A 13,121-nucleotide genomic window follows, 5' to 3' on the forward strand; every position below is an offset into this window, starting at 1 on the left:
GCCATGAAAAGCAGCAAACCCAGCGGCGACACCAAGACCACACAAACCCAGCGGCTGCGGTTGCATGGCCTTGAAGTAATCGAGGGCAGGCAGGGCGGCACGGCCTTTCAAAAGCTGGTGCTGACCCGGCCCACGGCAAGACCCAGCGCCAGCCCAAAGGCCCGGCGCTTACCCTTGCGGCGGTGACTCGATGGACAAACCCACCAACACCCCGCCCCGATACAACGGCATAGAAGGCCAGCGTCTGGCGATCCTGCACAGGCTGGCCAAAGGCCCGGCCACGGTGGACCAACTGTCTGCCGACTGCAATGCACCAGACCCCCGCAAGCGTGTTTCAGAGCTACGGAAACACGGACACCCGATCAAAACCCACAAGACCGACCGCACAAACCCCGATGGTTCCGTGAACCGTGTGGGGCTTTACGTGCTGTCAGTGACGGACACCCGGCAATGTGAATTGAACTTCAACCAATGACCCACCACCACACACACGAAACAACCCGGCAAGCCCTGGCGCACATCCCGGCGAACCTGCCCCGCGATGAATGGGCACGGGTAGGCATGGCGATCAAATCCGAATTTCCCGATGAAGGCGGTTTTGATCTGTTCTTTGAATGGTCTGCCACTGCACCAGATTTCAAGGGCAACGATTGCCGGACGGCCTGGCGATCATTCAAGGCGGGCGGGTCTGTGACCATGGGGTCATTGATCCACCTTGCCAAGCAACACGGATACACCTTGCCCAAAGACGGGCAGGCAGCGGCCAAACCTTCGCCCGAAGTGCTGGCCCAGCGGCAACGCGATCAGGCCGAAGCACAAGCCCGAGAAGCCGAAGCCCAGCGCCAGCGACATGAAGCGGCGGCGGCTGCTGCTGTGAAGGCATGGCAGGCGGGCAGCGATCAAGGCGAGTCCGCTTACCTGGTGCGAAAAGGCGTGAAAGCCCACGGCCTGCGCTTTGGTGCGGTGGATGGCGCTTTGATGATTCCGCTGTTTGACGGTGCGGGCAAGCTGTGGAACCTGCAAGGCGTGACGGCTGAGGGCACAAAACGATTCTTGAAGGATGGCCGTAAATCGGGCCTTTGGCACATGCTGGGTGCGGTGCCTGCCCCGGCTGCTGTGGCTGGCGCTGGTGGCCGCGATGGCAACCAATCGGGCGATCATGCGGGCGATCAAGGGGCGGCTGTGCGCGTCATTTTGGTGGCTGAGGGGTACGCCACGGCGGCAAGCCTGCACGAAGCCACAGGCTACCCGGTGGCGGTGGCCTTTGATGCGGGCAACCTGGACAAAGTGGCCCACGCCCTGCGCCAGCACTACCCGGCGGCGCTGTTGGTGCTGTGTGGTGACGATGACCAAGCCACGTTCACCAAGACAGGCAGCAACCCCGGCAAGATCAAGGCCACGGCGGCGGCTGTGGCGGTGCGGGGTTTGGCCGTGTTCCCGGTTGACCTGGCAGCGGATCAAAGCGACTTCAACGACATGCACCAAGCCCACGGCCTTGACGCTGTGCGTGACTGTGTGTTGTCTGCGATTGCAGAACACGAACTGGCAGCATTGGCCGCACAGGATGACGCGCCCGATGACGCACAGGACGCACCAGACGGGGCCACGCGCCCCGCAAACGCGCCCAGTAAGGCAAAGCCCCAAGCACGAAAGAAAAAGCCTTCAAGCGGGGTCGGTGCTGGCGCTACTGGTGGCGATGGTGGCCACGGCGGTGACGATGCACACACGGGCGGCAAGCCTGCGAACGAGTGGGACAGATTCAGTGTGACCGATGACGGTGTGTTTTATGCGGGTGTGGACAAGGACGGCGAACCCACAAAGGCCGAATGGCTGTGCAGCCGTTTGGACGTGCTGGCCTTGACCCGCGATCATGACGGCGGCGGCTGGGGCTATCACCTGCGCTTTGCCGATCCATTGGGACACATCAAAACATGGGCGATGCCCGCCCGTATGCTGGCGGGTGACGGCGGGGAGTACCGCGCTTTTCTGATGGGGCAGGGTCTGAGAATTGGCACTTCGCCACGCGCCCGAAACCTGCTGACCCAATACATTCAAACGCGCCAGCCTGAGGACTTCACCACCTGCACCGACCGCATAGGATGGCACGGCCTGGCCTTTGTATTGCCACGCGAAACCATGGGCGATGAAGCCGAAAAAATCGTTTTCCAAAGTGACCAAGCCATGGAAAACACATTCACAGTCAAAGGCACGGCTGACCAATGGCGTGACCGTGTGGGCGCGATGTGTGCGGGTAATTCGCGCCTGGTGTTCGCTGTGGCCTGCGCCTTCGCTGGCCCCTTGTTGCGCCCCGCTGGGGTTGAATCGGGCGGCTTTCACTTTCGTGGTGGATCTTCAACGGGCAAGACCACGGCCCTGAAAGTAGCGGCAAGCGTGAACGGTGGCCCTAACTACCTGCAACGCTGGCGCACCACCGACAACGCGCTAGAAGCGATTGCAGCCCAGCACTGTGACTCGCTGCTGGTGCTGGATGAACTGGCACAGGTGGACCCCAAAACGGCGGGCGAGTGCGCTTACATGCTGGCCAACGAATCGAGCAAGGCCCGGGCAACCCGTAACGGCGCACCACGCCCCCGGCTTTCATGGCGGCTGCTGTTCTTGTCTGCTGGTGAATTGGGTTTGGCCGATCACATGGCAGAAGGCATGAAGCGGGCACGGACCGGGCAAGAAGTGCGAATGGCAGATATTCCCGCTGATGCTGGCGCTGGGTGCGGCATGTTGGAAAACCTGCACGGCATGGACGGCGGCGGGTCTGCGTTTTCACGCCACATCGTTGAACAGGCGGGCCGCTGCTACGGCGGGCCTGGCCGCGCCTGGCTGCAATGGTTGACCGAGAACGCACACACATTGAAAGCCGACCTGCGCCAGCGTATGCAAGCGATAGAAGCCCGCATGATCCCTGAGGCCGGGGGCGGACAGGTGCAACGTGTGGGCCTGCGCTTTGCCCTGGTGGGTGCGGCGGGAGAGATGGCCACGGCGGCAGGTCTGACCGGCTGGGAGCCGGGGGAGAGCGAACGGGCAGCAACCACCTGTTTTAACGCCTGGCTGGCCTCACGGGGCGGCACCGGTGACGGCGAAACGGCGGCGATGCTGCGACAGGTGCGGGCTTTCCTTGAAGCGCACGGAGAAGGGCGCTTCACCTGGTGGCACAGGGCAGGCGATGACCATGCAGCCAAGACGCTAAACCGGGCCGGGTTCAGGCGTCTGGTGAGCGAGGACGGCAAGCCGATCAAGAGCGATGCCGAACACCAAAGGGAATACGGGGAGCGCATGGCGTCAACCATGGCCGAATCAGTCAGCACCGAATACTTCATTCACGCTGAGGTTTTCAAGGCTGAGGTTTGCCGGGGCTTTGATGCTGGCGCTGTGGCCCGGGTGTTGCTGGATCGTGGCTGTTTGGTAGGTGAAGAAAAGGGGCGCTATGACTGCAAACCACGTTTGCCCGGTGTTGGCCCTTCGCGCTGCTACCGGATCAGCCCGGCTATCTTTGCCCTGGACCTCTGAACCATGACCACGCCCACCCCCTACAACGAGCAAGACAGCCCCGCCCGGGGCTTGCCGCACCTCATAGACTGCCACGTGCTGGACTTGCCGCGCTTTAACCCTGGCTGGGTCAACGAGATGCGGGCGGACCTGAACGCCCAGCCCGTGAATCAACATTGGTTGCCCGGCATTGAGGGCCAGTTAGGCGAGGCCCGGGCCTGTGGCTTTGCTTTGGGCTGCGCCCCTTTCGTGACTTCGGTTGATCCCGATGACCGAATAAACCCGGGCACGTTTGCCGCGCTGTTGAAGGCGCTGCAAGACAACCCGCAAGCCCCCTTTGCATGGGCTGGCGAACAAATGGTGAATGAGAAGCTGGAAGCCTGGCCAGTGCGCCCCCATGTGTGGCCCGGGGGTTATGACCCGCTGCTACACGTATGCAAGGGCACACACGTTCACGGCGTGAAGCTGTATCGCCGTGAACAGGTCACGCCCCACCTGCCTGCAATGCGAGCAGTGGGGCAGGCTTGCGAGTTTTATTTAGACCTGACCATTGTGAAGCCCTACACCAACCCCCCGCCCACATTGTGGCCTGTGCATGTGCCCATGGTGGGCAGGCTGTGGCGACAACATGACACCAACGGAAGCCGATACTTTGAACAGGAAAGCTTTGCCCGTGCGGCCCTGGCGCTGGGGTTTGAGTCCATGAACGCCCTGCAAGCTGAAACGCGGCGGCGCTGTGTATGAGGGCTTCAATGCTGTGGGCATGACAGCCCGCCCGCTGTGCCGCCCGATAAGGGGGCGGGCGAGGATTCTTTTCGCGCTGGGTATATGTCCTGTGATGCTGAACCATGCAGGGCAGAAACCGATGCCCGGCTACTGCGATGCCCGGGGTGTGTGATGGGTGGACGTTGACGAACTTAAATGCGATTCCCGTTTAATGCTGTCAGCCCCTTTGTAGGCCGCAAGGTTTTTGCTTAATTTTTAATCAAAATCAGTTGATAAGTTGTTTTGCGCTGTGGATAAGTGGCAATTTGTCCCCGCTGTCCCCGCTGCTGAAAATCTGCGGGGACACCTGCAAGCCCCTGTTTATGCGGTGTCCCCGCTGTCCCCGCTGTCCCCGCACAAAATAACGAGGGCGGAAGCAAAACACGCGAACACCTGGCCAAATGTGCCCCCATGTTGGTGCCGCTTTTCTTTCGCGGGTTGAAGCTGGGTTGGTGTCTCGTTTTTCTGTGGATGTGTAGGGGCCATACCCCCCCGGGTGTCTGGGTCCTTCCAGCCCCATGCCCCCACGGGTCGTTGCGAGCCCGGGGTCTGCCTGTTCTGTGCTCCTCCTAAGGGGCTTAAGTGAAGGGTCTAGTAGATGCCCCCACCTTTGGAGAATATGCCCCCATATATGCCCCCAGGCACCCCCGGAAGGTGGCATACTTGAACGGACCACAATGGACGAAGAAAGCGGATTTTAAGAGGGGAAATAAAAAAATCCGCACCGTTTTGAACGTGTGCGGATTCAGGTTTGGTGCCCCCGACAGGAATCGAACCTGTATCACTCCCTTAGGAGGGGAGAGTTCTATCCATTGAACTACGGTGGCAGAGTGATTATTTTACAGGGCGACCCACTGGCCCATGGGCTTACTTGCTGAGCAAACGCATCGCATCTTCCAGCCCCTTGAGGGTCAGCGGGAACATGCGGTTGCTCATCAGCTGCTGGATGATCGAGATGCTTTGGCGGTACTGCCAGACGCCTTGCGGCTCGGGGTTGATCCACGCGAATTTTGGGAAAGTGTGGGTCAGGCGCTGCAGCCACTCGGCCCCGGCTTCTTCGTTGTTGTATTCGACGCTGCCGCCTTTTTGCAAAATCTCATAGGGGCTCATGGTGGCGTCCCCGATGAAGATCAGCTTGTAGTCCTTGTTGTACTTGCGCAGGATGTCCCAGGTCGGGAACTTCTCGGCATAACGGCGCTTGTTGTTCTTCCACATGAAGTCATAAACGCAGTTGTGAAAGTAATAGAAGTCGAGGTGCTTGAACTCGGCCTTGACGGCAGAAAACATCTCTTCGACCCGCGCAATGTGGTCGTCCATGGTGCCGCCCACGTCCATGAGCAGCAGCACCTTCACGTTGTTGTGGCGCTCGGGCCGCATCAGGATGTCCAGATATCCCGCGTTGGCAGCTGTTTGGCGGATGGTGCCGTCCAGATCCAGCTCGTCGTGTGAGCCTTCGCGCGCAAAGCGGCGCAAGCGGCGCAGCGCCACCTTGATGTTGCGCGTGCCCAGCTCTTGCTGGTCGTCGTAATCCTTGTAGGCGCGTTGTTCCCACACCTTGACGGCGCTTTTGTTGCCGCCTTTGCCGCCGATGCGGATGCCCTGCGGGTTGTGCCCGCCGTTGCCAAAGGGCGAGGTGCCGCCCGTGCCAACCCATTTGTTGCCGCCCTCGTGGCGCTCTTTTTGCTCTTCGAGGCGCTTTTTGAGCGTGTCCATCAACTCGTCCCAGCCCATCTTCTCGATGGCGGCTTTTTGCTCGGGTGTGAGTTCCTTCTGAAGAATTTTTTCGAGCCAGTCGAGCGGCACTTCTTTGGTGAAGTCGGTCAACATTTCCACGCCCTTGAAGTAGGCACCGAAAGCCTTGTCGAACTTGTCGAAGTGCTTTTCGTCCTTGACCATCACGGTGCGGGCCAGGTGGTAAAAATCGTCGATGCTGCAGGCGTCCGATGCGGGACCAACCACATTGGCCTGCAGGGCTTCAAGCAGGGTCAGGTACTCGCGTACCGAGACGGGCAACTTGGCAGCACGCAGGGTGTAGAAGAAGTCGATCAGCATGACCGGGCGTCCTTGAGACTGGCGCGGCTCAATTGAAAGTCCAGATGCGCACGCACACTGGTCCATTCACTGGCGATGATGCTGTAGACGCAGGTGTCGCGCAGTGTGCCCGCGGCCAACGGGTGCGGGTTGATCTGGTGGCTGCGCAGGATGCCGTCCAGTTTGGCACCCAAGCGCTCAATGGCCCGGCGACTTTGGTGGTTGAAAAAGTGCGTGCGAAATTCCACCGCGATGCAGTTCAACTGTTCAAAGGCGTGCGCCAACAGCATGCGTTTGGCTTCGGTGTTGAGCTGGCTGCGCTGGACGCTTTGGCGGTACCAGGTGGAGCCGATCTCAACCCGGCGGTTGGCGGCGTCGATGTTCATGTACGTGGTCATGCCCACGGCCCGACCCGATGCGGGATCGATCACGGCAAACGGGCACATGCTGCCCTTGGCTTGCAGGTCCAGCCGACGCGCAATTTCTGCCGCCATGCCTTCAGGAGAGGGGATCGCGGTGTACCAGAGCTTCCACAGCTCGCCGTCGCACACGGCCTCCACCAAGTCATCATGGTGCTCGGCAGACAGCGGCACCAGTGTCACATGCTGGCCAGTCAGGGTGGTGGGGGTGATCCAGGCGCTCATGATGGTGTGTCAGTGTCTTGGGTTTTTTGTTTGCCGCGCCAGAACCGCGCCAGGTGCAAACCACCGCCGCCGCCCAGGCCCACCAGCAAGATGCCGCCGATGCTGGCGTTGTCGTAGCCTGAGCTGAAGATGTTCCAGCCCAGCAGTTTGCCCGCCCAATAGCCGAGCAGTGCGCCGCCCACAAAACCGACAGCGTCTGATAGGCCTTCGAGCAAGGGGTTGGGTGAGGACATGTTGGCCGCTCAGCGGTTGCGCTGGTTCATGAAGACCAGCTTTTCAAACAAGGTCACGTCTTGCTCGTTTTTGAGCAGTGCGCCCACCAGCGGCGGTACCGACACTTTCTGGTCAGCGCTTTGCAGGGCTTCCAGCGGAATGTCTTCGGCCACCAGCAATTTCAGCCAGTCCAGCAGTTCGCTGGTGGAGGGCTTTTTCTTCAGGCCCGGCAGCCCGCGCACGTCGTAAAAGGTTTTGAGGGCCAGAGCCAGCAGGTCTTTCTTGAGTGTGGGGAAGTGCACATCCACGATCTGGCGCATGGTGTCCGCTTCGGGGAACTTGATGTAGTGGAAGAAGCAGCGGCGCAAAAAGGCGTCGGGCAGCTCTTTCTCGTTGTTGGATGTGATGAACACCAAGGGCCGGGTTTTGGCCTTGATCAGCTGGCGCGTCTCGTAGCAATAAAACTCCATGCGGTCGATTTCGCGCAGCAAGTCGTTCGGGAACTCGATGTCGGCCTTGTCGATCTCGTCGATCAGGATGGCCACCGGGGTTTCAGACGTGAAAGCCTGCCAGAGCACGCCCTTGATGATGTAGTTTTCAATGTCCTTGACCTTTTCGTCGCCCAGCTGGCTGTCGCGCAAGCGGCTCACGGCGTCGTATTCGTACAGACCCTGTTGGGCCTTGGTGGTCGATTTGATGTGCCATTGCAACAGGGGCAGACCCAAGGACTGCGCCACTTCCTCGGCCAGCATGGTCTTGCCGGTGCCAGGCTCACCCTTGACCAGCAGAGGGCGTTTGAGGGTGATGGCCGCATTGACAGCCAGCATCAGGTCCTGTGTGGCGACGTAGTTTTCGGTACCTTGGAATTTCATGGTGGGCAGTTCTCAAAAACAGGAAAGAGGCTTGTCAGGATTATGAGGGCCAGCCCGATATAATCCGCAGTTGATTTTTATCAATCATTTGGATTGTGTAAGCAAAATGAACCAGCTCCTGACCTCAATGTTTGCCTTGGCTGTCGCCTCTGTGACCGCCATCTCTGCCCATGCCCAAGAGATCAAGGGCGATGCCAAAGCCGCTGAGCAGAAGATTGCCATGTGCATCGGCTGCCACGGCATCAAAGGCTACCAAGCCAGCTTCCCAGAGGTCTATCGTGTCCCGATGATCTCCGGCCAGAACGCCAAATACATCGCCTCGGCCCTGAACGCCTACAAAAAGGGCGACCGCAAGCACCCCACCATGCGCGGCATTGCCGACAGCCTGAGCGATCAGGACATCGCTGACGTGGCCGCTTATTACGAGCAACACGGCAAAACCGAGGCTGTGGCCACAGCGCCCAAGACCCCCGATGCCAAAGTGGCGGCTTTGCTGCAAAAAGGCGCTTGCGTGTCTTGCCACGGCGACAACTTCTCCAAGCCTGTGGACCCCAGCTACCCCAAGATCGCTGGCCAGCACAAAGACTTCTTGTTTGTGGCTTTGAAGTCCTACAAGGTTGAAAACCAAGCCACCTGGGGCCGCAGCAACGGCGTCATGGGCGGCATTGCCAAACAGTTCTCCAATTCCGAACTGAAGGCTTTGGCCGGTTATGTGTCTAGCCTGGACGGTGAACTCAAAACGGTTCCCCAGTCAAAGTTCCGCTGATCACAGCGAAACCTCCAAAGAAAAAGCCAGTCATTTGACTGGCTTTTTTCATGGGCTCGGGCGTTGTGTGCAACGCCTCGCTCAATCAGGGCCTCACGGCCCTGGGGATATCAGGCCTGGCCGTTGATGACCTGTTGCAGTTCGCCCGATTCGTACATTTCCATCATGATGTCCGAGCCACCAATGAACTCGCCTTTGACGTAGAGCTGGGGGATGGTGGGCCAGTTGCTGTATTCCTTGATGCCCTGGCGAATTTCGGCATCGTCCAGCACGTTCACGGTTTTGACCGTTTTGGGGTCGACACCGACGGCCTTCAGGATTTGAATGGCGCGGCCGGAAAAACCGCACATGGGGAAGCTGGCGCTGCCCTTCATGAACAGGGTGATGTCGTTGCCTTTGACGAGTTCGTTGATGCGTTGTTGGGTGTCGCTCATGGTCTTTACTCCAAATGGTGCCGTTTTCAATGGGATGGATTATCCCTCTGATTGAAAGTCTGCTTTCGACAGAGGGCTGTTGCGGTGTGTCCTGGACCTGATTTCAAAGGGGTTTCATGCCCCCGGTGCAGCGATCAACGCCAGCCAGATCCTGACGGGACTGGACCTGTTCAAACCCCGCTTGGCGCAGCAAGGCCTGCACGGCTTGGGCCTGGTCCCAGCCGTGTTCGAGCAGCAGCCAGCCGCCTGGCGTCAGGCGGCTGGGGGCCTGGGCGATGATCTGGCGGATGTCGTCCAGGCCATCGGTGCCGCTGGTCAGGGCGCTCAGGGGCTCGTGCGTCAGGTCGGCCAGGTGCGGGTCGCCGTCGGCCACATAAGGCGGGTTCGAGACGATCAGCTCAAACGGGCCGGGCACCGCGTCCATCCAGTGGCTCAGCACACATTGCACCGGCAAGCCCAGGCGCTGCGCGTTGGCGCTGGCCACGGCCAGGGCGTCGGCGCTGGCATCCACCGCCGTCACATGGCAGGCGGGGCGCTCATGTTGCAGGGCCAGTGCCACCGCGCCACTGCCGGTGCCCAGGTCGAGCACGCGCTGTGGGGTGTCAGGTGGCAGCCGTTCCAGCGCCCATTCCACTAGGGTTTCGGTGTCGGGGCGCGGGTCGAGCACGCGTGGGTCCACCTGCAGCTGCAGGCCAAAAAATTCTTTGAACCCGGTGATGTAGGCCACCGGCTCGCCCACCAGGCGGCGTTGCAGCAGGGTTTCCAGTTGTTGGGCCACCTCGGCGGGCAGGGTGTCGCTGTCGTGGGCCAGTAGCCAGGCGCGGTCATGGGGTGTACGGCCCAGCGCGTGCAGGTGTAGCACCTGTGCGTCGATGCGGGCCAGGCCCAGCGTCTGGGCGCGTCGCAGGCTTTGGTCCAGGGTCAGGGGCGTGTTCATGCGGCACCTATCTCCAACGCGGCCAGTTGTTCGGCCGCTTCATAGGCTTGCAGGGCGTTGATCACGTCCTGCAAATCGCCTTCCATGATGGTCAGCAGCTTGTAGAGCGTCAGGTTGATGCGGTGGTCGGTCAGGCGCCCTTGCGGAAAGTTGTAGGTGCGAATGCGGTCCGAGCGGTCGCCGCTGCCGATCAGGCTTTTGCGCTCGGCAGCGTCTTTGGCGGCGCGTTCGGCCCGGTCTTTTTCCTGGATACGTGCGGTCAGCACCTTCAGGGCCTGGGCCTTGTTGCTGTGCTGGCTGCGGCCGTCCTGGCACTCGGCCACGATGCCGGTGGGCAAGTGGGTGATGCGCACGGCCGAGTCGGTTTTGTTGATGTGTTGCCCGCCCGCACCGCTGGCGCGGTAGGTGTCGATGCGCAAATCGGACGGGTTGATCTTGATGGCCTCGGCTTCGTCGGGCTCGGCCAGCACCGCCACGGTGCAGGCACTGGTGTGGATGCGGCCTTGCGTCTCGGTGGCCGGCACGCGCTGCACCCGGTGGCCGCCCGACTCGAACTTGAGCGCGCCATACACCTGCTCGCCCTCGATGCGCACCACGACTTCTTTGTAGCCGCCCAGTTCGCTGGCCGATTCGGAGACGATCTCGCACTTCCAGCCCTGGCTTTCGGCATAGCGGGTGTACATGCGCAGCAAATCGCCCGCAAACAGGGTCGACTCGTCACCTCCGGTGCCAGCGCGGATTTCCACAAAAGCCGGGCGAGCGTCGTCAGGGTCTTTGGGCAGCAGCATGCGCTGCAATTCGCCCTCCAGCGTTTGCAGCTCGGCGCTGGCGCTGGCCACTTCTTCTTCGGCCATCTCGCGCAGGTCGGCGTCATCCAGCATGGCTTGGGCGGCAGCCAGATCGGCGTTGCGCTGCTGAAAACGGGCAAAGCGCGAGGCCACGGCGCTGACCTCGGCGTGTTCGCGGGAGAGTTTCAGGAACTGCGTCATGTCGGCCATGATGTCCTCGCGGGACAGCAAAAAGTCCAGCTCGGTCAGCCGCAGGGCGTAGCGTTCGAGTTGTTGGATCAAAAAGGGTTTCATGGGAGGGTGACTTGAATAAGCAGTGCTGTGTAGGAGCTTGCCTGCAAGCGATGGCGGGTTGACCATCAGGCCCCATCGCCAGCAGGCTGGCTCCTACAAAAATGGGATGTTTTCGTGCAGCCGGGTGCTGATCACGGAAGGGCGATCAGTGCCAGCCGCTAACGCTCTTGCCGCAAAAACAGGCGCTGCACAGTCTGCATAGTCTGCTCGCGGTGGTCGGGGTCGGCGCTGCGCAGTTCGGCCAGTGCGCCGTGCAGCATCTTTTGGGTCAGCCCCTTGGCCAGGGCTTCCAGCACGGCTTCGGGGTCGTCGCCTTTGGCCAGCAGCTTGCGGGCACGGGCCAGTTCGGCCTCGCGCCAGCTGTCAGCCTGTTGGTGCAGCTGCTGGATCAGGGGCACTGCATCGCGTTGACCGAGCCAGTGGCTGAAGCTTTGCACGCCCGCATCGATGATGACCTCGGCCTCGACCACCGCCGCCTGGCGCTGGGCCTGGCCGGCTTGCACCACGCTGGCCAGATCGTCCACGGTGTAGAGGTAAACGTCTTCGAGCGCTTTGACTTCGGGTTCGATGTCACGCGGCACGGCCAGATCGACCATGAACATGGGGCGGTGTTTGCGTTTTTTCAATGCCCGCTCGACCGCGCCCAAACCGATCAGGGGCAGCGTGCTGGCGGTGCAGCTGATCACGGCATCGAACTCGTGCAAACGGTCAGGCAGGTCGGCCAGGCGCATGACTTCCGCGCCAAAACGGCTGGCGAGTTTTTCGCCACGTTCCATGCTGCGGTTGGCAATGGCCATGCTGCGCGGCTGTTTGGCGGCAAAGTGGGTCACCACCAGCTCGATCATCTCGCCCGCGCCGACAAACAGCACTTTGATGTCTTTGAGATCTTCAAACAACTGGCTGGCCAGCCGCACCGAGGCGGCCGCCATGCTGATGGAGTGCGCGCCGATTTCGGTGGCCGTGCGCACTTCTTTGGCCACGGCAAAACTGCGCTGAAACAGTTGGTTGAGTGTGCTGCCCAAGGCCCCGGCTTGTTCGGCGGCGCGCACGGCGTCTTTCAGTTGGCCCAGGATCTGGGCTTCGCCCAGCACCATCGAGTCCAGCCCGCTGGCCACCCGGAAGGCGTGCCTTGCAACTTCATTGCCTTCCAATAAATAAGTGTGGGACTGAAGTTCTTGGGTGGACACCCCACCGGCTTCAGCGAGCCAACGCAGGGTGTCGGCGGCGGCGGTCTGGTCGGCGGCGCAATAAATTTCGGTGCGGTTGCACGTGGACAGAATCGCCGCTTCGGGCGTTTGGTCCATGTTCAGGGCCAAATTGGTCCGCAAACCCTGCAAAGTGGGGGCCAGTTGGTCCAAGGCGAAGGCAAACCGGCCGCGCAGATCCAGCGGCGCAGTGGTGTGATTCAAGCCCAGAGTCCAAACTGCCATGCGCCGATTATAGAAACCCCACCCTGGTGGCTGTTGGGCAGCCAGGGCAGGCGGACTTTCAGTGCACAATTGTTGTGCACGAGTTGGGCAGTATTGGCCCACCACTTATTCTGCTCATTACCCGTTCAAGACCCATGACCGTTTGGCAATTGACCCTGCATTTGTTCAATTTCGTGTTGCCAGCGCTGGCCATGGCGCTGCTGATGCCGCTCGCGGGGCGCTGGGTCATGGGGCAAAGCCCGCGTTCCATCACACGCCGCATGGTTATCCACGCCTTGACGGGGACCGCCGTTTTGGCCATTGGCCTGGTGTTGCAAGGCCATGACGGCACCATGGCCACCTACCTCGCGTTGGTGTTGGTGGCAGCCACCACAGAATGGGTCATGCAGCGGGGCTGGGCTCTGCGCTAGGCCAGCCGTTGGCGCGGGGCTTGGCCTGCAGCTGCT

14 protein-coding genes and 1 tRNA gene are annotated in these 13,121 nt (G+C 61.0%); 6 read left to right on the top strand and 9 right to left on the bottom strand.

What is annotated here, in order from left to right; translation table 11 throughout:
- Window positions 1–3: 3 nt before the first annotated feature.
- From ACZ5VE_RS02045 to ACZ5VE_RS02060, 4 genes are read left to right on the top strand one after another with little or no spacing between them, the layout of a single operon-like run.
- Complete coding sequence (locus ACZ5VE_RS02045; protein WP_464456423.1) at window positions 4–186, top strand: hypothetical protein; 183 nt, start codon at window positions 4–6, stop codon at window positions 184–186.
- A 4-nt stretch (window positions 187–190) separates the two neighbouring features.
- Window positions 191–475: a helix-turn-helix domain-containing protein gene (locus ACZ5VE_RS02050; protein ID WP_464456424.1), complete on the top strand. Its 285-nt coding sequence runs from the start codon at window positions 191–193 to the stop codon at window positions 473–475.
- A complete protein-coding gene (locus ACZ5VE_RS02055) occupies window positions 472–3,522 on the top strand; it encodes a DUF927 domain-containing protein (protein WP_464456425.1) in 3,051 nt (1,016 codons plus the stop codon). Before ACZ5VE_RS02050 ends, ACZ5VE_RS02055 begins: the two co-directional genes overlap by 4 nt.
- 3 nt (window positions 3,523–3,525) lie before the next feature.
- The gene (locus ACZ5VE_RS02060; RefSeq protein ID WP_464456426.1) at window positions 3,526–4,245 is read left to right on the top strand and encodes a hypothetical protein; all 720 of its coding nucleotides are present in this window, start codon (window positions 3,526–3,528) and stop codon (window positions 4,243–4,245) included.
- 773 nt (window positions 4,246–5,018) lie between these two features.
- On the opposite strand, the gene ACZ5VE_RS02065 is transcribed toward ACZ5VE_RS02060, so the two are convergent.
- The 5 genes from ACZ5VE_RS02065 to ACZ5VE_RS02085 all read right to left on the bottom strand — a co-directional run bounded on the left by ACZ5VE_RS02065 (window position 5,019) and on the right by ACZ5VE_RS02085 (window position 8,026).
- Window positions 5,019–5,093: transfer RNA gene (locus ACZ5VE_RS02065), tRNA-Arg, on the bottom strand.
- 40 nt (window positions 5,094–5,133) lie between these two features.
- Window positions 5,134–6,318 (bottom strand): vWA domain-containing protein, encoded by a 1,185-nt coding sequence (locus tag ACZ5VE_RS02070; protein WP_464456427.1) that lies wholly within the window; start codon window positions 6,316–6,318, stop codon window positions 5,134–5,136.
- A complete protein-coding gene (locus ACZ5VE_RS02075) occupies window positions 6,312–6,941 on the bottom strand; it encodes a GNAT family N-acetyltransferase (RefSeq protein WP_464456428.1) in 630 nt (209 codons plus the stop codon). The genes ACZ5VE_RS02070 and ACZ5VE_RS02075 overlap by 7 nt, the downstream gene beginning before the upstream one ends.
- A complete protein-coding gene (locus tag ACZ5VE_RS02080; RefSeq protein WP_464456429.1) occupies window positions 6,938–7,174 on the bottom strand; it encodes a hypothetical protein in 237 nt (78 codons plus the stop codon). Before ACZ5VE_RS02080 ends, ACZ5VE_RS02075 begins: the two co-directional genes overlap by 4 nt.
- A gap of 9 nt (window positions 7,175–7,183) precedes the next feature.
- Window positions 7,184–8,026: an AAA family ATPase gene (locus ACZ5VE_RS02085; protein WP_464456430.1), complete on the bottom strand. Its 843-nt coding sequence runs from the start codon at window positions 8,024–8,026 to the stop codon at window positions 7,184–7,186.
- A gap of 106 nt (window positions 8,027–8,132) precedes the next feature.
- Here ACZ5VE_RS02085 and ACZ5VE_RS02090 point away from each other — a divergent pair, with 106 nt between their 5' ends.
- Window positions 8,133–8,792, top strand: coding sequence for a c-type cytochrome (locus ACZ5VE_RS02090; protein ID WP_464456431.1), 660 nt, complete (start codon window positions 8,133–8,135; stop codon window positions 8,790–8,792).
- A 110-nt stretch (window positions 8,793–8,902) separates the two neighbouring features.
- Here the strand turns inward: ACZ5VE_RS02090 and grxD are convergent, their stop codons facing one another.
- The 4 genes from grxD to hemA all read right to left on the bottom strand — a co-directional run bounded on the left by grxD (window position 8,903) and on the right by hemA (window position 12,675).
- Window positions 8,903–9,226, bottom strand: a complete 324-nt coding sequence (gene grxD, locus ACZ5VE_RS02095; protein WP_464456432.1) for a Grx4 family monothiol glutaredoxin — start codon at window positions 9,224–9,226, stop codon at window positions 8,903–8,905.
- Window positions 9,227–9,329: 103 nt separating this feature from the next.
- Window positions 9,330–10,163, bottom strand: coding sequence for a peptide chain release factor N(5)-glutamine methyltransferase (gene prmC, locus ACZ5VE_RS02100; RefSeq protein WP_464456433.1), 834 nt, complete (start codon window positions 10,161–10,163; stop codon window positions 9,330–9,332).
- Window positions 10,160–11,245: a peptide chain release factor 1 gene (gene prfA / locus ACZ5VE_RS02105; protein ID WP_464456434.1), complete on the bottom strand. Its 1,086-nt coding sequence runs from the start codon at window positions 11,243–11,245 to the stop codon at window positions 10,160–10,162. The genes prmC and prfA overlap by 4 nt, the downstream gene beginning before the upstream one ends.
- Before the next feature lie 158 nt (window positions 11,246–11,403).
- Window positions 11,404–12,675: a glutamyl-tRNA reductase gene (gene hemA / locus ACZ5VE_RS02110; RefSeq protein ID WP_464456435.1), complete on the bottom strand. Its 1,272-nt coding sequence runs from the start codon at window positions 12,673–12,675 to the stop codon at window positions 11,404–11,406.
- Window positions 12,676–12,809: 134 nt separating this feature from the next.
- Here hemA and ACZ5VE_RS02115 point away from each other — a divergent pair, with 134 nt between their 5' ends.
- Window positions 12,810–13,085, top strand: coding sequence for a hypothetical protein (locus ACZ5VE_RS02115; protein ID WP_464456436.1), 276 nt, complete (start codon window positions 12,810–12,812; stop codon window positions 13,083–13,085).
- The last annotated feature ends 36 nt before the right edge of the window (window positions 13,086–13,121 follow it).

This window comes from Limnohabitans sp. INBF003 (assembly GCF_055396645.1).

Bases quoted from the DNA above. Each gene is read 5' to 3' on its own strand.
- ACZ5VE_RS02045 (WP_464456423.1), top strand. From the start codon at position 4: ATGAAAAGCAGCAAACCCAGCGGCGACACCAAGACCACACAAACCCAG.
- ACZ5VE_RS02050 (WP_464456424.1), top strand. From the start codon at position 191: ATGGACAAACCCACCAACACCCCGCCCCGATACAACGGCATAGAAGGC.
- ACZ5VE_RS02055 (WP_464456425.1), top strand. From the start codon at position 472: ATGACCCACCACCACACACACGAAACAACCCGGCAAGCCCTGGCGCAC.
- ACZ5VE_RS02060 (WP_464456426.1), top strand. From the start codon at position 3,526: ATGACCACGCCCACCCCCTACAACGAGCAAGACAGCCCCGCCCGGGGC.
- ACZ5VE_RS02070 (WP_464456427.1), bottom strand. From the start codon at position 6,318: ATGCTGATCGACTTCTTCTACACCCTGCGTGCTGCCAAGTTGCCCGTC.
- ACZ5VE_RS02075 (WP_464456428.1), bottom strand. From the start codon at position 6,941: ATGAGCGCCTGGATCACCCCCACCACCCTGACTGGCCAGCATGTGACA.
- ACZ5VE_RS02080 (WP_464456429.1), bottom strand. From the start codon at position 7,174: ATGTCCTCACCCAACCCCTTGCTCGAAGGCCTATCAGACGCTGTCGGT.
- ACZ5VE_RS02085 (WP_464456430.1), bottom strand. From the start codon at position 8,026: ATGAAATTCCAAGGTACCGAAAACTACGTCGCCACACAGGACCTGATG.
- ACZ5VE_RS02090 (WP_464456431.1), top strand. From the start codon at position 8,133: ATGAACCAGCTCCTGACCTCAATGTTTGCCTTGGCTGTCGCCTCTGTG.
- grxD (WP_464456432.1), bottom strand. From the start codon at position 9,226: ATGAGCGACACCCAACAACGCATCAACGAACTCGTCAAAGGCAACGAC.
- prmC (WP_464456433.1), bottom strand. From the start codon at position 10,163: ATGAACACGCCCCTGACCCTGGACCAAAGCCTGCGACGCGCCCAGACG.
- prfA (WP_464456434.1), bottom strand. From the start codon at position 11,245: ATGAAACCCTTTTTGATCCAACAACTCGAACGCTACGCCCTGCGGCTG.
- hemA (WP_464456435.1), bottom strand. From the start codon at position 12,675: ATGGCAGTTTGGACTCTGGGCTTGAATCACACCACTGCGCCGCTGGAT.
- ACZ5VE_RS02115 (WP_464456436.1), top strand. From the start codon at position 12,810: ATGACCGTTTGGCAATTGACCCTGCATTTGTTCAATTTCGTGTTGCCA.